Source organism: Nocardia stercoris (assembly GCF_003696265.1).
In the GTDB taxonomy this organism is placed as follows: Bacteria; Actinomycetota; Actinomycetes; order Mycobacteriales; family Mycobacteriaceae; genus Nocardia; species Nocardia stercoris.
The window spans coordinates 920,639-942,555 of sequence record NZ_RFFH01000001.1; the positions used below are offsets into that span (position 1 = coordinate 920,639).

The following is a 21,917-nucleotide window of genomic DNA, read 5'->3' on the forward strand; positions in this document are numbered from 1 at the left end:
TGATGCCCATGAGTGCAGCCACCGCGGACTTGATGGACTATGCCGACGTCATCGACCGGTTCGACCCGGTGCTCGGCATGGAGGTCCACGTCGAGCTCGGCACCGCCACGAAGATGTTCTGCGGCTGCCCCACCGAATTCGGCGCCGAGCCGAACACCCAGGTCTGCCCGGTGTGCCTGGGCCTGCCCGGCTCGCTGCCGGTGGTGAACCAGAAGGCCGTCGAGTCGGCGGTCCGGATCGGCCTGGCGCTGAACTGCTCGATCACCCCGTGGGGCCGCTTCGCGCGCAAGAACTACTTCTACCCGGACCAGCCGAAGAACTACCAGATCAGCCAGTACGACGAGCCGATCGCGCAGAACGGCCACCTCGACGTGGTGCTCGACGACGGCACGGTCTTCCGGGTCGACATCGAGCGCGCGCACATGGAGGAGGACACCGGTAAGTCGCTGCACGTCGGTGGTGCCACCGGCCGGATCCACGGCGCCGACCACTCGCTGCTGGACTACAACCGCGCGGGTGTGCCGCTGATCGAGATCGTCACCAAGCCGATCACCGGTGCCGGTGAGCGCGCGCCCGAGGTGGCCCGCGCCTACGTCACCGCGCTGCGCGAGGTGCTGCGCTCGCTCGACGTGTCGGACGTGAAGATGGAGCAGGGCTCGCTGCGCTGCGACGCGAACGTCTCGCTGATGCCCAAGGGCGCCACCGTATTCGGCACCCGCACCGAGACCAAGAACGTCAACTCGCTGCGCAGTGTCGAGGTGGCGGTCCGCTTCGAGATGCGCCGCCAGGCCGCGATTCTCGCCGAGGGTGGCGAGATCCTCATGGAGACAAGGCATTTCCACGAGACTGACGGCACCACCTCGGCCGGCCGGATCAAGGAGACCGCGGAGGACTACCGCTACTTCCCGGAGCCGGACCTGGAGCCGATCGCGCCCGACGCGGCCTGGGTCGAGGAACTGCGCGGCACGATCCCGGAGTACCCGTGGCTGCGCCGCGGCCGCATCCAGGCCGACTGGGGCCTGTCCGACGAGGTGTTCCGTGACCTGGTGAACGCCGGTGCGCTTGACCAGATCATCGCCACCGTCGACGCCGGCGCCTCGGTGGACGCCGCCCGCTCCTGGTGGGTCGCCTACCTGACCGAGAAGGCGAAGGACCTCGAGACCACCCTCGACGAGCTGCCGATCTCGCCGGCTCAGGTGGCCGAGGTCATCGCGCTGGTCGAGGCGAAGACCATCAACAACAAGGTCGCCAAGCAGGTCGTCGACCTCGTGCTGGCCGGTGAGGGCAACCCGGGCGCGATCGTCGAAGCCAAGGGCCTGGGCATGGTCTCCGACGACTCGGCCCTGCAGACCGAGGTCGACAAGGCCCTGGCGGCCAACCCCGATATCGCCGACAAGATCCGCTCCGGCAAGGTCCAGGCCGCGGGCAAGGTCGTCGGTGACGTCATGAAGGCGACCCGCGGCCAGGCCGACGCCGCCCGCGTCCGCGAACTGGTGCTCGCCGCCTGCGGCGTCGAGGGCTGACACCCGAAACCGCAACGGGCGCCGGATATCCGGCGCCCGTTGCGGTTTCGGGTGTCGAAGCCTCAGTCCGGGCTGCCGCCGCTGCTGCCCGACGGCGGCGGGATGCGGACGACGCGGTCGTCGAATTCGCCCGGCTGCTGGCCGGACTTGTTGACCGTGCCGACCCAGACGCTGCCGTCGAGGCCGAGCGAGGCGCCGTTGAGGGCGCCGTACTTGTTCTGCGCCAACAGGGTCGGGGCCACGGTGACCGCGTGCGACTGCGGGTCGGCCGCGGCCAGCGCCATCGCCTTGCCGCCGGTCAACGCGACCGCGACCCCGTTCGGGGTCACCGCGCATCCGGCGACGCCCGGGTGGTCCGGCCACGTCCACGCGACATTCGGTGTGCCGCCGGACTTGTCGATCCGCTGCAGCCGGTCCGCCGCGGCGGTCCGGTCGGTGAACCAGATGCCGTCCTGATCGGGACACACCCCGCCGGCGGTGCCGATCCCGGCGGCCAGCACGTTCGGATGCGAGTTGCCGGGAGCCGGGTTGTCGATCTCGAGCAGCTTGCCGGCCAGCGAGCCGGGGTCCGCGGCGGCGGCCGGGTTACCGGTGTCGCCGGTGAGCACGACCATCTTGGTGGGGCTCACGAAGTCGATGGCACCGCTGTTTCCGGTGGCGCCCTTGGGGATTCCGGTCAGGATGGGCTTGGGGATACCGTCCGCGCCGAGCCGCACGATGCGGTTGTCGCTGGCCGTGGTGAGGTACGCGTAAACCAGCCCGTCCTCGTTGTAGCTGGGCGAGATGGTGATTCCGGTGAGCCCGCCGTCGCCGGAGGAGTCCACGTCGAGCTTGGCCATCTGGACCGGGGGCGGCGGCGCGTGCGTCGGGTCCTCGGCCATGATCTGCAGGATCCGCCCGGTGAGCCGTTCGGTCACGAGGCCCTGGCGGCCGTCGGGGAGAGCGGTCACACCGCCGGTGACGTCGAGGCAGGAGACCACCACGGCCGGATCCGGGTCGATGCACGGCCCGGTCGGCCGCTCCCCGGTCGGGGGTGGTGGCGGCGTGGTGCCTGAGGGCCCGGCGAGTTCGGGGACCGGAGTGAAGGGTTTGGACGCGGAGTCGTCGAAGCTCGCGCACCCGGCTACCAGGCCCGCGGTGAGGGCGAGGCCCGCTGCGGTACGGCCGAGCCGGTGAGGCACCCCGCCGTGGCGGACGTTCGCGACAACCACTCTCATGGCTCAGACGTTACGGAAATCCTGGCGCGAATGCGCGCACGGGGTCCCGCCCGGCTGTCTCTTCGGCGCACTCGACGCAGTGGGGCGCAGGTCTGTCACGGACACGCCGCCATTTACGCAGGCATCGACGTTTGGAGCCGAATATCGTGACCCGGGTGACAGACACGGCGAATACCCGCACCCCATCGACCGTCCGGGCCGTCCCGAGGCAGTTCGCACAGGGCGGTCGCCCCGCAGGCCCGGGCCAGCCGGCCCGGCCCGTACCACGTACCGACGAGGAACTCGGCCTCGAACCCGAGGTGCCCGGCAACGGGCCCGCCGCGAGCAGTCCCGCCACCGTGCCGACCCGCAAACCGGCGCCGCGCAGCGCCGACCTGGACGATGACGACGACGACTCGGACGGCACCTATGTCTTCGCCAGCATCCCCGCCGCGCCCGACGGCCGCACCGGCCTGCGCTCCCGCCGCGACGACCGCCGCGGCACCACCGATCTGGGCCTGCTCGCCCTGCGCGTGCTGATCGGCCTGACGTTCATCTATCACGGCCTGTCCAAGGCGACCACGATGTTCCACGGTCAAGGTATCGAGGCGACGCACGCGTTCCTGGAGCACGGCGGCTGGAAGCAGGTGGAGCTCTCCGCGGCCATGACGATCGTCGCCGAGATCGGCGGCGGCGCAATGATTCTCGTCGGCCTGGCGACCCCGCTGGCAAGCGGCGCGGTGCTGGCCACCATCCTGGACGCCTGGCTGTGGAAGCAGAGCGTGGCACCCGGATTCCAGTACAAGGCACTGGAATTGGAGACGATCCTGATCGGTGCCGTGACCGCCCTCCTGTTCACCGGCCCCGGCCGGTGGTCAGCCGACCGCAACCGCGGCTGGGCAACCCGCCCGGCCTACGGCTCGGTGATCTGCTTCGCCGCCGCCCTCGCCGCCGCAGCCGCCACCTGGCTGGCGCTCCACGGCGGCAACCCGTTCGTGGGCACCTTCGGCTGATTCCGAAACGACGAAGGCCAGGATCCGAATCGGATCCTGGCCTTCGTCGTGAATCGTTTACGGCACGTGCCGCACCGCGCCCTTGTCCGCCGACGTCGCCAGTGCGGCGTACGCCCGCAGCGCGGTGGTGACCGTGCGGTCGCGGTTCAGCGGCTGCCACGGGCGTTCCGAGGCTTCCATCTTCGCGCGGCGCTCGGCGAGAACCTCGTCGGGAACCAGCAATTCGAGTGCGCGGGTGTGCACGTCGATCCGGATCCGGTCACCGTTCTCGACCAGGCCGATCACGCCGCCGCGGGCCGCTTCGGGCGAGATGTGGCCGATCGACAGGCCGGAGGTGCCGCCGGAGAAGCGGCCGTCGGTGATCAGCGCGCACACCTTGCCCAGGCCCAGACCCTTCAGGAACGAGGTGGGGTGCAGCATCTCCTGCATACCGGGGCCGCCGGAGGGGCCCTCGTAGCGGACGACGACCACGTCGCCGGGCTTGATCTCCTTGCCCAGGATCTTGGAGACCGCCTCCTCCTGGGACTCGACCACCACGGCCGGGCCCTCGAAGGTGAACAGGTCCTCGTCGATGCCCGCGGTCTTGAGGATGGCGCCGTCGGGGGCGATGTTGCCGCGCAGCACGCACAGGCCGCCCTCGACGGTGTAGGCGTGCTCCTTGTCGCGGATGCAACCCTTTTCGGCGTCGGTGTCCAGCGTCGACCAGCGGTTGTCGGTGGAGAACGGGACGGTGGTGCGCACGCCGCCGGGCGCGGCGTGGAACAGCTCGGTCGCCTCGGTGGAGGCCTTGCCGGAGCGGATGTCCCAGGTGTCGAGCCATTCGTCGAAGTCGCGGGTGTGCACGGTGCTGACGTCGGTCTCCAGCAGGCCGGCGCGGCGCAGCTCACCGAGGATGGCGGGGATGCCGCCGGCCCGATGCACGTCCTCCATGTGGTAGTCGGAGTTGGGGGACACCTTCGACAGACACGGCACGCGACGCGAGATCTCGTCGATGGTGCTCAGGTCGAAGTCGATGTCACCCTCCTGCGCGGCGGCGAGGGTGTGCAGCACCGTGTTGGTCGAACCGCCCATCGCCACATCGAGGGCCATCGCGTTGCGGAAGGCTTTGGCGTTGGCGATGTTTCGCGGCAGCACCGACTCGTCGTCCTCGCGGTAGTACCGGTTGGCGATGTCGACGATCGTCTGCCCGGCCTTGACGAACAGCGCGCGGCGGGCGGCGTGGGTGGCCAGGGTGGAGCCGTTACCGGGCAGGGCCAGGCCCAGCGCCTCGGTGAGGCAGTTCATCGAGTTGGCGGTGAACATGCCCGAACAGGAGCCGCAGGTCGGGCACGCGGAGCGCTCGACCTCGGTGAGGCCGTCGTCGGTGACGGTCGAGGAGGCGCTCGCGGAGATGGCGGTGATCAGGTCGGTGGGCGCGTGCGCGACACCGTCGACCACGACCGCCTTACCGGCCTCCATCGGGCCACCGGAGACGAACACCACCGGGATGTTGAGCCGCATGGCGGCGTTCAGCATGCCGGGAGTGATCTTGTCGCAGTTGGAGATGCACACCAGCGCGTCGGCGGTGTGCGCGTTGGCCATGTACTCGACCGAGTCGGCGATGATCTCGCGCGAGGGCAGCGAGTAGAGCATGCCGCCGTGACCCATGGCGATACCGTCGTCGACGGCGATGGTGTGGAACTCACGCGGCACACCGCCCGCGGCCCGGACCGCCTCGGCCACGATCTCGCCGACGTCCTTCAGATGCACGTGGCCGGGTACGAACTGGGTGTACGAGTTCGCGATGGCGACGATCGGCTTGCCGAAGTCGGAGTCGGTGAGGCCGGTCGCGCGCCAGAGCGAGCGAGCGCCCGCGGCATTGCGTCCGACGGTGGTGGTGCGTGAGCGAAGCGGAGGCATGGGGTGCGGTCCTAGGTTCTGTCTCGAAGTGAACTAGGTCGGTGTGCTGCGCGGATCGGTGACGGATTCGGTCCCGCAGTAGTTCAACGGTACTCCGGGGCCTTTTATTCGATGCACGGGCCGGTGTGCGTCGATCTTGGACCGATCTGTGCGAAGGGGTTTTCAGCACCGGGCTGGTAGGGAACTATGAGGCCGCGGCCAATGCCGTTTTTGTCTGAGTGTGTTCCGTGATCCACATCCCCTACACAGGAGGACGAAGATTCATGGCAACTGTTCGGATATTCCGGAAACTGCTGATCGCGGGTGGTCTGGGCGTAGCCCTGGTGACCGCCGCCGGTCCGGCGTCCGCCGATCCCACGATCGACGTGAGCGGCGTCGGCCCGGGCAATGTCGCGATCGACTACAGCTGTGAGGCGTCGGCCGGGGTGGCCGCGATCGACGTGATGGTGGGCGCCCCGGACGCGCTCGCTCCCTCGGCCACCGGGAAGCAGACCGACGTGACCTGCGACGGCAGTCAGCAGTCGACGGTGGTCACGCTGACCGGGGCGCCGATCTCGGCCGGTCAGACCGTGCAGGTCCGGGCCGCGCTGGTCGACAGCGGCGACATGGTCGTGCACGGCCAGGCCAAGGTGGTATCGCTGAGCTGAGCCGGACCGGGTGGGTGTCCGTCTGGGCACTCACCCGGTGCGCGGCGGTCAGTTGGTGGTCTCGGAGTGGTCGCCGTCCGTCTCGGTCCCGGCCGGGTTCTCGGTCGCGGTAGCGTCCGAGCTCGCCTGCTCGGCATCCGTCTCGGCTTGCGCGGCGGCGGCGAACGGGTCGGGGATCCGGCCGCCGGACGCGGCGATCAGCTCGGGCAGGCGGTCGTAGTAGACCGCGGGCAGCGCGACGTCGGTGTCGTCGTCGAGGTGCACCCGGGCGAACGCCCGCTTGGGCAGGTACAGGCCGCGGATCGAGTCCCAGTCGATGTGCCGGGAGCCACGCAGCGTCCGCAGGTCCAGACCCGCGGGGGACACCACGGTGCGGGTGCGCTCGATCCACAGGGCGGCGCCCAGCGGGATCGCGAACAGTACCCACAGCACGGCCGGGTTGCCGAAGAAGGCGAACGCCACACAGAACAGCAGTATGAACACGCCGATATGGCCGAGCCGGTTCATGCGGATGACATGACCCGTCTCGGTCTCCGATTCGGGAGTGTGGGACGATCGAACCGGTGGCACGGACTGATGCGCTGATGACACACCTCCATCTTCGCATCATGGTGATGGAACACTCGAACCGCCCCGTCTCACATAATGGGACACCTTATGTCAAGAGATTTGACTCAGCGGGTCGCGCGCAATTACCGTCGTGCGCGTGATTCGACTCGAACTTCTCGTAATCAGCCGGCGCGTCCAGCGCTGAGCCTGACGAACAGTTCGTCTACGTCGGCTCGCACTGCGACGCGCCACCCCTGAACAGCCATCGGCTGTCGGGGGCTTTTTTGTGTTCGGGCCCTGCCCGCAACGCCAACGACAAGCAGTTAGGAACAAGACGGTGAGCGCACCTACAGCACGGCCCGGGCCCGCGGCCCGCAGGCCCGCGCCTTCGGCCAACCAGCCGGCCCCCGCGACCACGTACCGCCAGGTCGCCCCCGAGCGGGTGACCGGCGCGCAGTCGGTCGTCCGATCGCTCGAGGAGCTCGGGGCGGAGACCGTATTCGGTATTCCGGGTGGTGCGATCCTCCCCGTCTACGACCCGCTGTTCGACTCGACCAAGGTCCGCCACGTGCTGGTCCGCCACGAGCAGGGCGCCGGACACGCCGCGACCGGCTACGCGCAGGTGACCGGCAAGGTCGGTGTGTGTATGGCCACATCCGGTCCGGGCGCGACCAACCTGGTCACCCCGATCGCCGACGCGCAGATGGACTCGGTGCCGCTGGTGGCGATCACCGGCCAGGTCGGCCGCGGCCTGATCGGTACCGACGCCTTCCAAGAGGCCGACATCTCCGGTATCACCATGCCGATCACCAAGCACAACTTCCTGGTGAACGACGCGATCGACATCCCGCGCGTGATCGCGGAGGCGTTCCACCTCGCGCTGACCGGACGCCCGGGCGCGGTCCTGGTGGATATCCCCAAGGACGTGCTGCAGGCGCAGACCACCTTCACCTGGCCGCCGGAACTGCGGCTGCCCGGCTACCGCCCGGTGACCAAGCCGCACGGCAAGCAGGTCCGCGAGGCCGCCCGCATGATCCTCGACGCCAAGGCGCCGGTGCTCTATGTCGGTGGTGGCGTGATCAAGGCCGACGCGTCGGCCGAGCTGCTGGAGCTGGCCGAGCTGACCGGCATCCCGGTGGTCACCACTCTGATGGCGCGGGGCGCGTTCCCCGACAGCCACACGCTGAACATGGGTATGCCCGGCATGCACGGCACCGTGGGTGCCGTTGCCGCGCTGCAGAAGTCGGACCTGCTGATCACGCTGGGCGCGCGGTTCGACGACCGCGTCACCGGCCAGCTGGACTCCTTCGCTCCGAACGCGAAGGTCATCCACGCCGACATCGACCCGGCCGAGATCGGTAAGAACCGGCACGTGGACGTGCCGATCGTCGGTGACTGCCGCGAGGTCATCACCGAGCTGATCGAGACCCTCAAGGCCGACACCGTCGCCGGTGACGCCGCCGCCGGTCGCAAGGCGGGCGAACCGCTGCTCGAGCTGACGGACTGGTGGGCCTACCTCGGTGGCCTGCGCGACCAGTACCCGCTGGGCTGGAAGACCCCGTCCGACGGTTCGCTGTCGCCGGAGTTCGTCATCGAGACCCTGGGCCGCCTGGCCGGTCCGGACGCCGTGTACTGCGCCGGCGTCGGCCAGCACCAGATGTGGGCCGCGCAGTTCATCAAGTACGAGAAGCCGCGCACCTGGCTGAACTCCGGTGGTCTGGGCACGATGGGCTACGCCGTGCCGGCCGCCATGGGCGCCAAGATGGGCGCGCCGGACAAGGAAGTCTGGGCCATCGACGGCGACGGCTGCTTCCAGATGACCAACCAGGAACTGGCCACCTGTGCCGTCGAGGGCGTGCCGATCAAGGTCGCGCTGATCAACAACGGCAACCTGGGCATGGTCCGGCAGTGGCAGACCCTGTTCTACGAGAAGCGCTACTCCAACACCGACCTGGGCACGCACACGCTGCGCATCCCCGACTTCGTCAAGCTCGCGGAAGCGCTGGGCTGCCACGGTATTCGCGTGGAGAAGGAAGAGGATGTCGAGGCCGCGATCCGCGAGGCGCAGTCGATCAACGACCGTCCCGTGGTGATCGATTTCATCGTGGGCAAGGACGCGCAGGTGTGGCCGATGGTCGCCGCCGGCACTTCCAACGACGAGATCATGGCCGCGCGCGGCATCCGCCCGCTGTTCGACGACGACGAGCAGGCCGCCGAGCCGGCTGTCATCCACGAGGCCATGTCGCAGGGACAGGCCGCGCAGGAGCGCGCTGAGGAGACCAAGTGACCACCACGACCCACACCCTCTCCGTGCTGGTGGAGGACAAGCCGGGTGTGCTGGCCCGCGTGGCCAGCCTGTTCTCCCGCCGCGGGTTCAACATCCAGTCGCTCGCCGTCGGTGGCACCGAGATCCCGGAGATCTCGCGCATGACCATCGTCGTGACGGTCGAGGACCTGCCGCTCGAGCAGGTCACCAAGCAGCTCAACAAGCTGGTCAACGTCATCAAGATCGTCGAGCAGGACGCGGACTCGTCCGTGGCCCGCGAGCTGATCCTGGTGAAGGTGCGCGCCGACGCCAGCGTGCGGACCCAGGTCATCGAATCGGTGAACCTGTTCCGCGCCAAGGTGATCGACGTGTCGCCCGACGCGCTGACCGTCGAGGCGACCGGTACCCGGTCGAAGCTCGACGCACTGCTGCGGATGCTGGAACCGTACGGAATCCGCGAGATCGTGCAGTCGGGAGTCGTCGCGGTGGGACGCGGACCGAAGTCCATCACAGCGACCCGATAGAGTCGCAGCCGATCGAAGGTCGGCGACCACATCCCCGCGGGGATCTGATCCGGACGTACAACACACTCCCCGTGGACGCGGGGATGATCCTGAAGGGACACAACCAGTGGCAGTCGAGATGTTCTATGACGACGATGCCGACCTGTCGATCATCCAGGGCCGCAAGGTCGCTGTCATCGGCTACGGCTCGCAGGGCCACGCGCACTCGCTGAGCCTGCGCGACTCCGGCGTCGACGTGCGCGTCGGCCTCGCCGAGGGCTCCAAGTCGCGGCCGAAGGCCGAGGAAGCCGGTCTGACCGTCGGCACCCCCGCCGAGGTTTCCGCCTGGGCCGACGTGATCATGGTGCTCGCGCCCGACACCGCGCAGGCGTCGATCTTCACCAACGAGATCGAGCCGAACCTGAAGGACGGCGACGCGCTGTTCTTCGGCCACGGCCTGAACATCCACTTCGGTCTGATCAAGCCCCCGGCCGGCGTCACCGTCGCCATGGTCGCGCCGAAGGGCCCGGGCCACCTGGTCCGCCGCCAGTTCGTCGACGGCAAGGGCGTTCCGGCCCTGATCGCCATCGACCAGGACCCGAAGGGCGAGGGCCAGGCCCTGGCGCTGTCGTGGGCCAAGGGCATCGGTGGCACCCGCGCGGGCGTCATCAAGACCACCTTCAAGGAGGAGACCGAGACCGACCTGTTCGGTGAGCAGGCCGTCCTCTGTGGTGGTACCGAGGAGCTGGTGAAGACCGGTTTCGAGGTCATGGTCGAGGCCGGTTACGCGCCGGAGATGGCCTACTTCGAGGTGCTGCACGAGCTGAAGCTGATCGTCGACCTCATGTACGAGGGTGGCATCGCCCGCATGAACTACTCGGTGTCCGACACCGCCGAGTTCGGTGGCTACCTGTCGGGCCCGCGGGTCATCGACGCCGACACCAAGGAGCGGATGAAGGCGATCCTGCGCGACATCCAGGACGGCACCTTCGTCAAGCGCCTGGTCGCCAACGTCGAGGGCGGCAACAAGGAGCTCGAGGGTCTGCGTAAGGCCAACGCCGAGCACCCGATCGAGGTCACCGGCGCCAAGCTGCGTGGTCTGATGAGCTGGGTCGACCGCCCGATCACCGAGACCGCGTAAGGTTTCAGGTTTTTCGAAGGGCCCGTTCGCTATAGCGAACGGGCCCTTCGGCTTCGGTCGCTACCTCAGTGCGGACCGCAGTTGGCGACAAGCAGCTCGATGACGATCAGCGAGCCGGCCTGAACTGCGGCGAGCTGCTCGTCGGTGAGCATGCGGACGGTCTTGCGGCCGCCGACCTCGGGCAGATATTGCTTCGGGTGAGTTTCGAAGGTCACCGCGGCGGCGCAGCCGTCCACGCGCTGTCCTTTCGCTGCGGCGAAATCGACACCGGCGTACCGCGTGGGGTCCCACTCGGGTGCGGTCGGCGGCGGTGGGGCGGGGGACAGGGGGATGGTCGGGATGTCGACGTCCTTGACCGGGTCCGGTTCGGGTGGCGGGCCGACGAAGTACGCGGTGGCGTCCGTGGGGCTGTCGCCGTGGTCGTCGTCGACGACGGCGGTTCGAGTGAATCCGGCAATCGTCGTGGCTTCCGCCAGGCGCCGGGCTTCGGTGGGACGGACGTGCCAGGTCGCGACGACGTAGCCGATGCCGGCGGCCAGCACGACGACGACCACTGCTACGACGATCCATGCCGTCCGTATTCGCCTGTACCGCACCGGCTTTCGTTCGACCTCCGCGTCGCCGATCATTGATACGCTCCGCTGCCTTTCAGGATCTGGTTGGCCAGTGCGACCAGTCGCACCGACGCTTGCCCGTGCGCCGTTTCGTTGTTCCCGTTACTCGTGTCGTCGGTGAAATGCGCTTTGCCGTCGGCGACCTCCAGTGAGTGCTGCAATGTACCGCCAGCGTTGTAGCCCGAGCCGAGGAACTGATCGAGCGGCTGACTCGCTTTGATCTCGTCGTTCGCCTGCGATGCCGCGCCTTCGTTGAGCAGTTTCAGATTGTATGCCGTGGTCTTGATGTCGAGGTCGTCGTTTCCGGCGAGGTCGGACCAGTCCTTCCCGGCGAACTGATCCTTGTACGCGTTCTTCACATCGTTGAACGGATCCTTTTTGATATTGGTCAGCCCGAGCGAGTTTCCGACATTGTCGTATTGGAACGGGTACTGCTGACCGAAGATCGTGTCGCCGTGCTTCGAATATCCCAATGCGTTCCCGGTGACTCGGGCCATGTCGGACAGCGCTGCCCTGCCGGGCGCGTCCGGGTCCGGGTGGAACGATTCCGGATTCTCCAGCGCCTGCCACAGCTGCACACCGTCTTTCGGATATCCGGTGTGCAGCGACCCACCCTCCTGCAGAACCATGGCCAGCACCATAGCCGGATCGACGTGGGCCTCGTTGCCGTACTTGACCGCGAGCATCGCCCAGGACTTCACCAGCGGACCGTACTGGTCCAGCTTGCTGAGATCGAGCGCGGTGAGCGAGGCCTGCGGTGTCTCCCAGGTGGCGATCGTGTCCAGCTCGCCGATCAACTTCTTGTTGTCGTCCGCGTTCCCGGATTCGACGAGGATCGGAAGCTCCTTCAGCGCTTTCAGTTTCGGCAGGTTCGCCAGCACGTCCGGCCCGGTGAGTGCGGCCCGGAAACCCTTCGAATCGGTGGCCTGGCTCAGGTAGTAGAACAGGTCGGTGCCGTTGGCCGTGTTCTTGAACGTGTCGAAGGCGTGACTCAGATCGTCGCTGATGATCGTCCCGGCCACGTTCACCGTGACCGACGTATCGTCCTGCGAAGTCGTCACCTGCCCTTGGTGTTTCGGGAATGCCGAGGCTGCGGCGTTCATCAGCGCCTGTCGGCAGCTGCCGAGATTGTCGGAATGACTGTGCAGCGCGTCAGCCAGCACCCCGGCACTGTTCTTGATCCCCTCGACCCCGCCCTGCAAAGCCGCGAGCGCCTCCTGGATGTCGGCCACCTCGGGTGCCTTGACTGCGTTGAACGCATCGTGCGCCTGACCGAGCTCGATGGACGCCATCTCGAGCTGAACATCGTTCGCAAAGGTATTCCAGGCGCTCGCGGCCGACTTCAGCGCACCGGCGCGGGCATTGGGCGCCGCATCCCAGGTGTCCCCACCGGGCGAACCCCGCATCGTGAGACCGGTGCCGTTATCACCTGTCGTCTGATGGATCGCCGGAAAGCTGTTGTCGGCCAATGGAGTTGCCGTGTTCAGCGCGGGTTGCGGTGGCGCGGTCCCCTTGTTCGGGCTGATGTTCGCGTTGTATTCGGCGGTGTCCCAGTTGTATCCGGCGATATTGAGGATGTCGCTGAAGTGCGCGAGCGCCCCTGAGTAGGCCAAGATCGCGTCGTGCAGGTCGTTGGTCAGCTTGGTGCACGCCGTATTCCAGCCCGCGGCCGCCGTGTAGTTGCCACCCATCCCGTCATAGGTGGGCATGCCGGCCGTCAGCGCCCCGGCCAGGGTGCCGATCTGCCCGGTGAGGGTGATCAGCGTGGCGGCTGCGTCGTAGTAGATGTGCGGATCGACCTTCAGCGCGTCGGTGTTGTTGGGAGCCATCAGCTTGCCGATCCGCGTCAGCCGCGTAGCATCTTGCTGTTCGTATTCTGGGCGCCGCTGTAGTGCCCGTGCGCGAGTGCGGCGGCAGTACTCATATCGTTCACGCCTTGGACGAATTCGGCCGCTGCCGCCGCCCAGTTGTCGTGCGCGGTCCGGTAGGCCTGCGCGGACGGCCCCGACCAGGACGCCTCCTGCACGGTCCCGACCCGCTGTCCGAGCGCCTCGAGCTGATCGCTGACGAACCCCGAGAAGTTCTCCAGCTGCCGCACGATGTCGTCGAGTTTGCCTAGGTCGACGCTGAACCCGTTCACAGCGGCGGCAAATCGAGCAGAGCACTGACCTGGCCGGCGAACTGATTGTCCTGCGCCACATAGGTTTGCGCGGTGACCCCCAGCGAACTCGCCATCTGCTCCAGCACGGCGATGATCTTCGCGCCTCCGTCGGAGCACTCCGCCCACCCGGCCGCGAACCCGTCGGCCGCGGGCCCGGTCCAGTCGCCACCGGTCAGCGAACCGACCTCGGCCCCAATCTGTTTCAACGCGCTCTGCAGGCTGTCCGCGAGATCGTAGGCGAACTTTCCCAAGGCCTGAACATCCGCCGGTACCACCGACAGATCGGAATCTTCCCCCGAATCCTCCATAAGAGACATGGTACAACGTCGCGAAAACGCCTCGAGCTGCGGCGAATCCTTCAAGGTATTGCACGAGCTGAAGCTGATCGTCGACCTCATGTACGAGGGTGGCATCGCTCGCAGAACTACTCGGTGTCCGACACCGCCGAGTTCGGTGGCTACCTGATGAGCTGGGTCGACCGCCCGATCACCGAGACCGCGTAAGGTTTCGAAACTTTCGCCGGGCCCGTTCGCTACAGCGAACGGGCCCGGCGGTTTTCGTTCTCGGTCAGCCTTCGCAATACACCTTGATGTACACGCGGCGCTGATCGCCGCCTTGGTCGTGGACCACGATCCAGCGGGCGGGCGCGGTCGGGTGGTAGTCGTGGAACTGCGTGTTGCCGGTGTCGGTTTTCAGGCTTTCCGCTACCGCCGCGTCCATCCACTGCTCGGACCGCCACTCGGACGGTACGCCGGGGGTGAGCGGCCCGATCGCGGACAGCTGCTCGAAACTGTCGAGCTGGTCCTTCGTCGTGTCGACGACGACGCTGGCGGTCCGGCCGGTGCCGAAATCCACGGTCCGGTGCTGCGCGATGACCTTGGGGGTCGTGGCGAAGTGGATATTCGCGCACTTCGCCATGTCGTCGAGCGGGGGAGTGTCACCGCTCCCGCAGCCGCTGAGCACGAATGCGGCGACGGCGACAGGCACGAGTGCGCGCATCGAATACTTCACAGATATCCCTCCCAGGACATGGGGATCAGGTTCTGGGTGTTGCCGCTGACCCGAAAACTGCGCGCCCAGCCCGCCGCCTCCAGTTGCCGCATATCGGCATCGATATTGGTTTTCAGGCTGTATTCGGGATCGCTCAGCCCGAACTGGCGGGGTTGATCGAAGTTGTAGTAATCGTAAATGAACAGCGCCAACTGCGCGTTGACGTGCAGTTTGTCCTGGCCGTCCGCCTTGGTGACGGTCACGTCGGCCGCTACGGCCGTGGAGAAATGCCCGAGCGCGTTCGCCACATCGGAGTCGTCGGTCGGGAAGGTCACCATCCAATCGGTGTGCAGCGAATAGCATCCGACAGCGTTCGCGGCCCGGACCATGTCCTTGATCTGGTTGACGCCGTCGTTCGTCTTCGCCTTCACGTCATTGGTGGCGTATACCTGCCGGATCTGTGCCTCGGTCATCCGGTACCGGGCATCGGGACCGTTGTCGCCGAGGTAGAAGCCGAACAGGTCCGATGCGAAATGGAATTTCTTCAGGTCGAAGTACGCCGCGACATAACCGGCCTCCGAGAAGTTGGCGGCGGCCTCGGCCTGGTCCAGAACTCCGTCGGCGGACCCGTACTTCACGGTCTTGGCGTCGATGGGTGGTTCATCGGGTGGATTCACGCTATTCCCCCAGCATTGTTTCGAATACCTTGCGACGGTACCGGATTCGCGGGCGCCCGCGTGCTTCGCCCGGCGTACCGCAGTGCTGCTCAGCCCGCCGCGAACCCGGTGACCAGGTTGATCGTGGTCGCCAGGATGACCGTCCCGAACACGTAGGACAGCAGGGTGTGGCGCACGACGACCTCGCGGATGCGCGGGTCGGAGACCTCGGTGTCGGAGACCTGGTAGGTCATGCCGAGGTTGTAGCCGAAATAGATGAAGTCGCGGTAGGAGGGCGGGATGTCGGAGTGGAAATCGATTCCGCCGCTGGGGTGTTCGTACCATTGGAAGGCGTACCGCGCGGCGTAGACGAGATGCACTGCCGCCCAGGTCATGAACACGCCGCCCAGTCCGATCGCGGCCGCGATCTGGCCGGCGCGGGAGTGGCCCAGTTCCACCAGCACCACGATCCCGAGCAGACCGCCCAGCGCCGCCGCCACCACGGACACTTCCTCGGCGAGTGGCTGGAAGTTCTCCCGCCGGGCGTTGGCCTTGGTCTGCTCGGCGGTCATCGGCCACAACACGAGCCACCCGAGTACCACGAACAGTGTTGCCCCGACCGCGATTCCGGACGAGATGCCCAGCGGCGGCCGAGTGAGGATCCCCACCGTGGTGCCGGCCACGGCCCCGATCAGGCACGAGCCGACGAGCCGTACCACCGCGGACAGCAGCCAGTCGCCCATGGGCCGCCATGCTAGTGGATGACCGGCGAATCGTCGCCGCGCTCGCGTCGTGGCCGGGTGGGCTCGCTTCGGGCCGGTAGGCTGCCGGGCTGTGACCGACGGTGAGCCGAGGGCAGACTTCTCGCTCGTCGGTATCCTGCGTATTCCGCAGGTGCAGACCAGTCCGTGGAGTTCGCTGCTGCGGCGGGTGCTGTTGGCGGTGGCGCTGCTGGTCGTCTCCGCGCTGGTCGTCTATTGGGGCCGGGCCGGATACCACGACATCGCCGGCGACGACCTGTCGTTCCTGGACTGCTTCTACTACGCCGCGGTGTCGCTCTCGACCACCGGATACGGTGACATCTCACCGGTTTCGCCGACAGCGCGGCTGGTGAACATCCTGATCATCACCCCGCTGCGCGTCATTTTCCTGATCCTGCTGGTCGGCACCACGCTCAGCGTGCTGACCGAACGGTCGCGGCAGGCGTTCAAGATTCAGCGATGGAGGCGCACTGTGCGTAACCACACCGTGGTCGTCGGATACGGCACCAAGGGCCGGGCCGCGGTCGACGCCGTGCTCGGCGACGGGGCCGAGCGCTCCGGCATCGTGGTGGTCGACTCCGACGCGGGCGCGCTGCGGGCCGCGAACAACGCGGGCCTGGTCACGGTGCACGGTTCGGCGACGAAGTCCGATGTGCTGCGGTTGGCCGGGGTCGAGCACGCCGCGTCGGTGGTGGTGGCGACCAATCGCGACGACACCGCTGTGTTGGTGACGCTGACCGCGCGCGAACTGAACGCGACGGCCTCGATCGTGGTCGCGATCCGCGAGGTCGAGAACACCCATCTGCTGCGTCAGTCGGGCGCGAATTCCGTTGTCGTGTCGTCGGAGACCGCCGGGCGCCTGCTGGGGATCGCCACCACCACGCCGACCGTGGTGGAGATGATGGAGGACCTGCTCACCCCCGAGGCGGGGTTCGCGATCGCCGAACGCGCGGTCGGCGACAACGAGATCGGTTCCTCGCCAAGGGATCTCGGTGACATCGCGCTCGGTGTGGTGCGCGACGGTGTCCTGACGCGGGTGGGGGATCCGGCGGTCGGCTCGCTCCGGGCCGCTGATCGGGTGCTCTACATCCGGTACACCGGCCGGTAACCGGGCGCAGTTCGACCGGTCGTGCGCTCCGGCGCGACCCGTTCAACTTATCTCAGCGAACCTCTTGCACTCTTCTTGCCAGAGTGCTAAAACAAATCTCAGTCATATACCACAGATTATCTGACCATCGCGATCGAGAATGGAGGGAGTGGAGGTGGCGACCATGCTGATGCGCACCGATCCGTTCCGGGATCTGGATCGTCTGACCCAGCAGGTTTTCGGCACGCCGGCCCGTCCGGTGGTGATGCCGATGGACGCCTGGCGCGAGGGTGACGAGTTCTTCGTCGAACTCGACCTGCCCAGCATCGACCCGGAATCGCTGGACCTCGATATCGAACGCAACGTGGTGACCGTGCGCGCCTCACGTCCCCGGCTGGACCCGGAGCGGTCGATGATCGCCGCGGAACGCAACCGCGGCGTGTTCAGCCGTCAGCTGTTCCTCGGGGAGAATCTCGATACCGACGCCATTCGCGCCGACTACCGCGACGGCGTGTTGCGCCTGGTGATCCCGGTCGCGGAGAAGGCCAAGCCGCGCAAGATCGAGATCACCCGCCACCACGACCAGCGTCAGGCGATCAACGCCTGACCCGACGTCACCACGGAGTTCAGTGATGATGTCGGAGACGATGGCCTCGACCGCCACGAGCGAGGCCGCCGAGCGGTTGTCGTGGCTGGATGCCCGGCTGCTGGAGTTGGACCCCGACCTCGACGAGTTGTTCGCCGAGATCGAGGACATCCTGTGCCGGGTAGGCGATCGGCGAACCGCCCGGTCGCGACGCCACCGCCGAGTTCCTCGGCCTCGTATGGATTCGCGATGGCGGCGGTGGACCGTCGGGTGCCGTGGCCGGCGACCCGATTGCACGCACGGTCGAGGGCGCGACCCGCCCGGAGCGGACGAAGGCCGGACTCGACGCGATATATCCGAACCTGTGATCGAGAGTGAGGTGATGCCGGTCGTAAACACCGAAGGCAATGGTGAACTCACGAAACGTTCTCCGCCATAGCGGTTCTCGCGACCAGGGGATGGCAGAGCCGGGCCGCCTGCATTCCGGCACCCGCGCATCAGGGCAGTCCTCGGCCCGGCGCGTGCACAGCCACGACGGGTGGCAATCGGCAAGCGCGGCACGGCTCGCCGCCCCGTGCGGAACCAGAATTCCTTCCGCGGACGGGTGGGCTCGGTCGGCTTCGGTCGCCGGGCTCACCCGGCTCGTCCAGCCAGCGTCATACGATCGAATTGCGAGGAGGGACCATCATGACCAGCACCTTCGTCCCGGCCGGTAGCGATTTCGACCGCGCCGACCAGAACATCCTCGTCTACGACCGCGACCGCGACGCGGGTCTCGACCCGGCCCCGCTGGCACCGCCGGCGGAAACTCTGCGTGCCGCGATCGAATCCGCCGACCTCACCGACCGTATCTACCAAGCCTGGACCACCCCACTGGACTGTGATGACGACGACGACTGAACCCGCCTGCCGCGCGGAAGCCACGCGGTGCGACCCGCATATCAACAGCACACAGCAGCGGCTACCGACCTGGCGACACGGTCGAGTCGCCTGGTTCGACACCGAGAAGGGCTTCGGATTCTTGACCCCCGACACCGGTCCCGAGGTGTTCGTCGACCATCAGGTGATCGATGTCCCCGGGTTCAAGACCCTGCTCGCGGGGCAATCGGTGGTGTTCACCGCCACCGACACGCCCCGGGGGCCCGAGGCCACTCGGGTCGTGCCCGACATCCGCACGCCGCCAGTGCCCGCCCATCACGCCACAGTGATCCCCTTCGATGCGCGGCGACACCGGCACACTCGCTCCCACACGCCGTAGCGCGAGATCGCGTCGGTCTCAGCGGTGTCGCAGGCCCGCGCCGAACGGGCAGCCCGCGAGCAGCCGTACTGCCCGGCTCAGCCCTTCGATATCGCTGACCGGGGCCGGGAAGGGCAGGCGCACATCGTGATCCCCGCCGGCGGCCTCGATCCGCAGGGTGAGGCCGTAGCGGTCGATGGCCAGCGGGTGCACGGCGCCGCCGCGCAGCCGCACCGGCAGGTGGCGGCCCAGGCGCTGCACGATGTCGGCGTGGTCGCCGGCCAGGTGCCGCAGCCAGGCGGATTCGAACTCCCAGAACGGATCCGGCGCGGCGGCGGCCAGTGCGGTGTGATCGACCGCTTCGGCGCCGCGCGCGTCGGCGACGACCGCCGAGTCGAGCGGCATGCGCAGCAGGGTGGTCGTGTGGCCGACGTCGAGCAGGTTCGGGTGCGGGTGTTCGCCGGCGAGCTGTGCGGCAAGGGTGTGCTGTACCGCGGCGGGCACCAGCTGCGCCCGGCCCCGCAGCCACACCAACGACCGCACCGGCTCGCGTAGCGGCAGCGGTGCGTGGTCGGTCAGTTCGAGCATCGCCGCTACGCCGCCGGTGCCCGCGCGCATCACGGTGACCAGGGCGGGAGCGGAATTCTCCACGGCGACAACCACATCCCCGGCTCGGCGGAGGACGTGCACCGCCGCGGGTGCGGGGTCGCTGCCCGGCACCGCGAGCATCGCGGTCTCGGCGTGGGCGCACGCGGTGCGCACGCGCTCGGCGGCGCTGGGGACGACGGTCGCGGTGCGCATGGCGGCTCCTCGGGTTGATTAGGTAACCCTAAGCTAAGTGATTCCGCTCGCCAGGGCAACCTTTACACGCGCTGCGACGCGAACCGGGGTGGCGTCGTGCGGTGCAGCCGCCGGTATTCGTCCGGGCCCCGGCCCGTCCACCGCTGGAACGCGCGCCGCAGCGCCCGCGCGTCGGTGTAACCCAGGCGGGTAGCCACCGACTGCACCGGCAGATCCGTCTCGGACAGGTAGCGCACGGCCTCGTCGTTACGCACGGTCTCGACCTCCCGCCGCCAGCTGGTGCCCGATTCGTAGAGCCGGCGCTGCAGCGTGCGCGGACTCGTCCCGACCCGGCGCGCCACACCCGAGAGCGTCAGATCGCCATCGCGCAGCGCGGCGGCGATGGCGATCCGCAGCGAATCCTGCGCGGTCGGAACCGGGCGGGACGCGGAGAGCACCAGCTCGGCGTAGTGGCGCAGCATGGTGCCCAGGTGCGGATCCGAACCGGTGGGCAGGTTTCCGGCGTCGACGAAGGTGATCTCGGCGTGCGGGGCACCGAAATCGATTCGGCCGGTGCCGAATTCGTGCTTCAGCCGGGCGTAGCCGCGAGTGTCCCGGTGGCTGAAGGCGACCCGGACCGGGGCCAGCGGCGTCCGGGTCGCCTCCCGGGCCCGGCGCAGCATCATCGACAGCATGAACTCCTCGATCGGGGCCAGCACGTGCTCGGGCTCGATCGGCGCCGCCTCCCGAATGGTCAGCAGGCCACCGGATTCGATCACCTCCCAGCCGACCGCCGGATCGGTGACGACCGTGCGCAGCTCGACCACCACCCGCAGGCTCTGGGCGAGCGTGGGTGCGCTGGTGAACAGGTAGTCCCAGACGTGCAGCCCGCCCCGCCCGGCCGCCTCCGTGGCCAGCAGGCCGGAGCCGGGGCCGGCCGCAGCGGCGATCAGTTCCCAAGCCCGCCAAGCCCATTCGGTGGGAACCCGAAGCGTGTCGACGGTGAACACCGCGGGGTCCACCTGCGGATCTATGGCCGCCAGCTGCGGCGGTGCGACGCCTGCCCGCAAAGCCGTGGCGTGGATCAGCCCGGCGATGCGGGTGGGGACGGTGCCGTCGAGCATGGGCAGAGCGTAACCGCGCCGCCTGGCCCGGCCCTGGTCACGGCTGGGACGCGGATTTCCCTGCCTGCAAACGGATTCCGACCGCGTGGATCGCGGCCAGCGCCAGCCCGCCCGCGACCAGCGCGACCGCCACCCGCCACGAACCGGACGCGCCGACCAGCGCTGCCGAGGCGATCGCGGGGGCGTGACTGCGCCCGAGCGCCGTCGACAGTGCCACCGCCGGGAGCACCGCGACCACGGCCGCGACCGTGCCATGGCCGAACGTGGTCGCCACCGCCAGACCTGTTGCGGCGCAGACGGCGTGACCGATCGCAATCGACGCGGGCCGCGCCGCCGGGGCGTTCGGGGTCGCCGCCGCCAGCGCGGCCGAGGCCGCCAGCGGCGCCGCGCAGAACATCAGGCCGGTCACGAGTTGCGCCACGGCGAGCGGCACCAGCATGGCGACCGTGCCGACCGCCGGCCGCACCCACGCTCCGAGCGCGGCACCGAGCGCGCCGCGCGTCGTGGTGGGCGCGGTCACGCAGCGGGCCAATCGTTCTCGGTCTCGGCGACCTTGTTCACGTAGTTGGTGAGGGTCTGCAACGCGACCAAGGCGATGATCTCCAGGATCTGCTCCTCGGTCCAGCCCGCGGCCAGCGCGGCCGCCGGGTCCGCCGCGCCCCGCGACTCGGTCAGATCGCGCGCGAACGCCAGTGCGGCAGCCTCTTTGGGATCGGTGGCCTTACCGTCCTTGGCGGCTTCGATGTCGCCGTCGCTGAGGTGGGCGACCCGCTTACCGGTGAACGTATGCGCGGCAACGCAATAGCCGCAACCGTTGGCGGCACCGACGGTCAGGGCGATGCGCTCGGCGGTCGGCGGCGGCAGTGTAGCCCGCTTCAGCGCGCCCGCCAAGCCCAGATAGCCCTCGAGCACCACCGGGGCGTTCGCCATGACCTTGGTCATGTTCGGCACCCGCCCCATGCGCTTGCGCACCTCGTCGAGCAGGGGCGCGTCGTCGATCGGGGAGATCATGAGAGTTCCTTTCGGGGAAGGGACGAACACCGTGCGATAACGACCGTATTGCCGGAACAGGCCGCCGCGAGAGGTCCGCGCGCGCCGCGGCGGGGACCGAACACGACGCACCTTCCGGCCGGAAGCACCGCGCGGCTCGCGGCGTCCACCGCCGGACGCTTGCCGCGCACCTG

General features: G+C 68.2%; 24 protein-coding genes and 1 pseudogene. 11 read left to right on the forward strand and 14 right to left on the reverse strand.

The window, feature by feature from the left end:
• Positions 1–8 precede the first annotated feature (8 nt).
• Positions 9–1,523 (forward strand): Asp-tRNA(Asn)/Glu-tRNA(Gln) amidotransferase subunit GatB, encoded by a 1,515-nt coding sequence (gene gatB / locus EBN03_RS04115; protein WP_122186427.1) that lies wholly within the window; start codon positions 9–11, stop codon positions 1,521–1,523.
• Positions 1,524–1,585: 62 nt separating this feature from the next.
• Here the strand turns inward: gatB and EBN03_RS04120 are convergent, their stop codons facing one another.
• The gene (locus tag EBN03_RS04120) at positions 1,586–2,740 is read right to left on the reverse strand and encodes a PQQ-dependent sugar dehydrogenase (RefSeq protein WP_122186428.1); all 1,155 of its coding nucleotides are present in this window, start codon (positions 2,738–2,740) and stop codon (positions 1,586–1,588) included.
• Positions 2,741–2,895: 155 nt separating this feature from the next.
• Between EBN03_RS04120 and EBN03_RS04125 the strand changes: the two genes are divergently transcribed.
• The gene (locus tag EBN03_RS04125; RefSeq protein WP_122186808.1) at positions 2,896–3,732 is read left to right on the forward strand and encodes a DoxX family protein; all 837 of its coding nucleotides are present in this window, start codon (positions 2,896–2,898) and stop codon (positions 3,730–3,732) included.
• 57 nt (positions 3,733–3,789) lie between these two features.
• Here the strand turns inward: EBN03_RS04125 and ilvD are convergent, their stop codons facing one another.
• Positions 3,790–5,631, reverse strand: a complete 1,842-nt coding sequence (gene ilvD / locus EBN03_RS04130; protein ID WP_122186429.1) for a dihydroxy-acid dehydratase — start codon at positions 5,629–5,631, stop codon at positions 3,790–3,792.
• Positions 5,632–5,894: 263 nt separating this feature from the next.
• On the opposite strand from ilvD, the gene EBN03_RS04135 reads away from it, so the two are divergent.
• Positions 5,895–6,278: a hypothetical protein gene (locus EBN03_RS04135; RefSeq protein ID WP_122186430.1), complete on the forward strand. Its 384-nt coding sequence runs from the start codon at positions 5,895–5,897 to the stop codon at positions 6,276–6,278.
• Positions 6,279–6,326: 48 nt separating this feature from the next.
• Here the strand turns inward: EBN03_RS04135 and EBN03_RS04140 are convergent, their stop codons facing one another.
• A complete protein-coding gene (locus EBN03_RS04140) occupies positions 6,327–6,785 on the reverse strand; it encodes a PH domain-containing protein (RefSeq protein ID WP_122186431.1) in 459 nt (152 codons plus the stop codon).
• 379 nt (positions 6,786–7,164) lie between these two features.
• Here EBN03_RS04140 and EBN03_RS04145 point away from each other — a divergent pair, with 379 nt between their 5' ends.
• The 3 genes from EBN03_RS04145 to ilvC all read left to right on the forward strand — a co-directional run bounded on the left by EBN03_RS04145 (position 7,165) and on the right by ilvC (position 10,737).
• Positions 7,165–9,114 (forward strand): acetolactate synthase large subunit, encoded by a 1,950-nt coding sequence (locus EBN03_RS04145; protein WP_122186432.1) that lies wholly within the window; start codon positions 7,165–7,167, stop codon positions 9,112–9,114.
• A complete protein-coding gene (gene ilvN, locus EBN03_RS04150) occupies positions 9,111–9,617 on the forward strand; it encodes an acetolactate synthase small subunit (protein ID WP_122186433.1) in 507 nt (168 codons plus the stop codon). Before EBN03_RS04145 ends, ilvN begins: the two co-directional genes overlap by 4 nt.
• Positions 9,618–9,735: 118 nt before the next feature.
• Positions 9,736–10,737 (forward strand): ketol-acid reductoisomerase, encoded by a 1,002-nt coding sequence (gene ilvC, locus EBN03_RS04155; RefSeq protein ID WP_199742617.1) that lies wholly within the window; start codon positions 9,736–9,738, stop codon positions 10,735–10,737.
• A 65-nt stretch (positions 10,738–10,802) separates the two neighbouring features.
• On the opposite strand, the gene EBN03_RS04160 is transcribed toward ilvC, so the two are convergent.
• The 4 genes from EBN03_RS04160 to EBN03_RS04175 are packed head-to-tail and all read right to left on the reverse strand — an operon-like array spanning position 10,803 to position 13,910.
• Positions 10,803–11,366 carry a hypothetical protein gene (locus tag EBN03_RS04160; protein ID WP_147471456.1) on the reverse strand — a complete coding sequence of 188 codons (564 nt, stop codon included), beginning with the start codon at positions 11,364–11,366 and terminating at the stop codon, positions 10,803–10,805.
• Positions 11,363–13,180 (reverse strand): hypothetical protein, encoded by a 1,818-nt coding sequence (locus EBN03_RS04165; RefSeq protein ID WP_122186436.1) that lies wholly within the window; start codon positions 13,178–13,180, stop codon positions 11,363–11,365. Before EBN03_RS04165 ends, EBN03_RS04160 begins: the two co-directional genes overlap by 4 nt.
• Positions 13,181–13,197: 17 nt before the next feature.
• Positions 13,198–13,491: a WXG100 family type VII secretion target gene (locus tag EBN03_RS04170; protein ID WP_158675532.1), complete on the reverse strand. Its 294-nt coding sequence runs from the start codon at positions 13,489–13,491 to the stop codon at positions 13,198–13,200.
• Entirely contained in the window at positions 13,488–13,910 is a 423-nt protein-coding gene (locus EBN03_RS04175) for a WXG100 family type VII secretion target (protein ID WP_233608106.1), read from the reverse strand. Before EBN03_RS04175 ends, EBN03_RS04170 begins: the two co-directional genes overlap by 4 nt.
• Here EBN03_RS04175 and EBN03_RS04180 point away from each other — a divergent pair.
• Positions 13,870–13,976: pseudogene (locus EBN03_RS04180) on the forward strand (ketol-acid reductoisomerase); the annotation flags it as partial. The gene EBN03_RS04175 and the pseudogene EBN03_RS04180 overlap by 41 nt on opposite strands.
• Positions 13,977–14,079: 103 nt before the next feature.
• Here the strand turns inward: EBN03_RS04180 and EBN03_RS04185 are convergent.
• The 3 genes from EBN03_RS04185 to EBN03_RS04195 form a co-directional block, all read right to left on the reverse strand.
• Complete coding sequence (locus EBN03_RS04185) at positions 14,080–14,523, reverse strand: hypothetical protein (protein WP_158675533.1); 444 nt, start codon at positions 14,521–14,523, stop codon at positions 14,080–14,082.
• Positions 14,520–15,179 (reverse strand): hypothetical protein, encoded by a 660-nt coding sequence (locus EBN03_RS04190; protein WP_122186440.1) that lies wholly within the window; start codon positions 15,177–15,179, stop codon positions 14,520–14,522. The genes EBN03_RS04185 and EBN03_RS04190 overlap by 4 nt, the downstream gene beginning before the upstream one ends.
• 89 nt (positions 15,180–15,268) lie before the next feature.
• On the reverse strand, positions 15,269–15,901 hold the full coding sequence (locus EBN03_RS04195; RefSeq protein ID WP_122186441.1) for a DUF1345 domain-containing protein: 633 nt from the start codon (positions 15,899–15,901) through the stop codon (positions 15,269–15,271).
• Between the two features lie 91 nt (positions 15,902–15,992).
• Between EBN03_RS04195 and EBN03_RS04200 the strand changes: the two genes are divergently transcribed.
• The 4 genes from EBN03_RS04200 (at position 15,993) to EBN03_RS35475 (ending at position 18,850) form a co-directional block, all read left to right on the forward strand.
• Positions 15,993–17,027 (forward strand): potassium channel family protein, encoded by a 1,035-nt coding sequence (locus EBN03_RS04200; protein ID WP_233608108.1) that lies wholly within the window; start codon positions 15,993–15,995, stop codon positions 17,025–17,027.
• 163 nt (positions 17,028–17,190) lie between these two features.
• Positions 17,191–17,613, forward strand: a complete 423-nt coding sequence (locus EBN03_RS04205) for an Hsp20/alpha crystallin family protein (protein WP_122186809.1) — start codon at positions 17,191–17,193, stop codon at positions 17,611–17,613.
• Positions 17,614–18,279: 666 nt separating this feature from the next.
• Positions 18,280–18,492 carry a hypothetical protein gene (locus EBN03_RS04210; protein WP_122186443.1) on the forward strand — a complete coding sequence of 71 codons (213 nt, stop codon included), beginning with the start codon at positions 18,280–18,282 and terminating at the stop codon, positions 18,490–18,492.
• A complete protein-coding gene (locus EBN03_RS35475) occupies positions 18,476–18,850 on the forward strand; it encodes a cold-shock protein (RefSeq protein WP_122186444.1) in 375 nt (124 codons plus the stop codon). Before EBN03_RS04210 ends, EBN03_RS35475 begins: the two co-directional genes overlap by 17 nt.
• Positions 18,851–18,868: 18 nt before the next feature.
• Here the strand turns inward: EBN03_RS35475 and EBN03_RS04220 are convergent, their stop codons facing one another.
• The 4 genes from EBN03_RS04220 to EBN03_RS04235 all read right to left on the reverse strand — a co-directional run bounded on the left by EBN03_RS04220 (position 18,869) and on the right by EBN03_RS04235 (position 21,744).
• Positions 18,869–19,630, reverse strand: coding sequence for a DUF2470 domain-containing protein (locus EBN03_RS04220; RefSeq protein ID WP_199742582.1), 762 nt, complete (start codon positions 19,628–19,630; stop codon positions 18,869–18,871).
• A 62-nt stretch (positions 19,631–19,692) separates the two neighbouring features.
• Positions 19,693–20,733: an AraC family transcriptional regulator gene (locus tag EBN03_RS04225; protein ID WP_122186445.1), complete on the reverse strand. Its 1,041-nt coding sequence runs from the start codon at positions 20,731–20,733 to the stop codon at positions 19,693–19,695.
• A gap of 37 nt (positions 20,734–20,770) precedes the next feature.
• On the reverse strand, positions 20,771–21,253 hold the full coding sequence (locus tag EBN03_RS04230; protein WP_122186446.1) for an HPP family protein: 483 nt from the start codon (positions 21,251–21,253) through the stop codon (positions 20,771–20,773).
• The gene (locus EBN03_RS04235; RefSeq protein WP_122186447.1) at positions 21,250–21,744 is read right to left on the reverse strand and encodes a carboxymuconolactone decarboxylase family protein; all 495 of its coding nucleotides are present in this window, start codon (positions 21,742–21,744) and stop codon (positions 21,250–21,252) included. Before EBN03_RS04235 ends, EBN03_RS04230 begins: the two co-directional genes overlap by 4 nt.
• Positions 21,745–21,917 lie beyond the last annotated feature (173 nt).

Coding starts and splice junctions, on each gene's coding strand:
- EBN03_RS04165 (WP_122186436.1), bottom strand. CDS start 13,180: ATGGCTCCCAACAACACCGACGCGCTGAAGGTCGATCCGCACATCTAC.
- ilvD (WP_122186429.1), bottom strand. CDS start 5,631: ATGCCTCCGCTTCGCTCACGCACCACCACCGTCGGACGCAATGCCGCG.
- EBN03_RS35475 (WP_122186444.1), top strand. CDS start 18,476: ATGACGACGACGACTGAACCCGCCTGCCGCGCGGAAGCCACGCGGTGC.
- ilvC (WP_199742617.1), top strand. CDS start 9,736: ATGTTCTATGACGACGATGCCGACCTGTCGATCATCCAGGGCCGCAAG.
- EBN03_RS04160 (WP_147471456.1), bottom strand. CDS start 11,366: ATGATCGGCGACGCGGAGGTCGAACGAAAGCCGGTGCGGTACAGGCGA.
- gatB (WP_122186427.1), top strand. CDS start 9: ATGAGTGCAGCCACCGCGGACTTGATGGACTATGCCGACGTCATCGAC.
- EBN03_RS04225 (WP_122186445.1), bottom strand. CDS start 20,733: ATGCTCGACGGCACCGTCCCCACCCGCATCGCCGGGCTGATCCACGCC.
- EBN03_RS04120 (WP_122186428.1), bottom strand. CDS start 2,740: ATGAGAGTGGTTGTCGCGAACGTCCGCCACGGCGGGGTGCCTCACCGG.
- EBN03_RS04205 (WP_122186809.1), top strand. CDS start 17,191: ATGCTGATGCGCACCGATCCGTTCCGGGATCTGGATCGTCTGACCCAG.
- EBN03_RS04220 (WP_199742582.1), bottom strand. CDS start 19,630: ATGCGCACCGCGACCGTCGTCCCCAGCGCCGCCGAGCGCGTGCGCACC.
- EBN03_RS04135 (WP_122186430.1), top strand. CDS start 5,895: ATGGCAACTGTTCGGATATTCCGGAAACTGCTGATCGCGGGTGGTCTG.
- EBN03_RS04235 (WP_122186447.1), bottom strand. CDS start 21,744: ATGATCTCCCCGATCGACGACGCGCCCCTGCTCGACGAGGTGCGCAAG.
- EBN03_RS04195 (WP_122186441.1), bottom strand. CDS start 15,901: ATGGGCGACTGGCTGCTGTCCGCGGTGGTACGGCTCGTCGGCTCGTGC.
- EBN03_RS04140 (WP_122186431.1), bottom strand. CDS start 6,785: ATGAACCGGCTCGGCCATATCGGCGTGTTCATACTGCTGTTCTGTGTG.
- EBN03_RS04210 (WP_122186443.1), top strand. CDS start 18,280: ATGACCAGCACCTTCGTCCCGGCCGGTAGCGATTTCGACCGCGCCGAC.
- EBN03_RS04175 (WP_233608106.1), bottom strand. CDS start 13,910: ATGAGGTCGACGATCAGCTTCAGCTCGTGCAATACCTTGAAGGATTCG.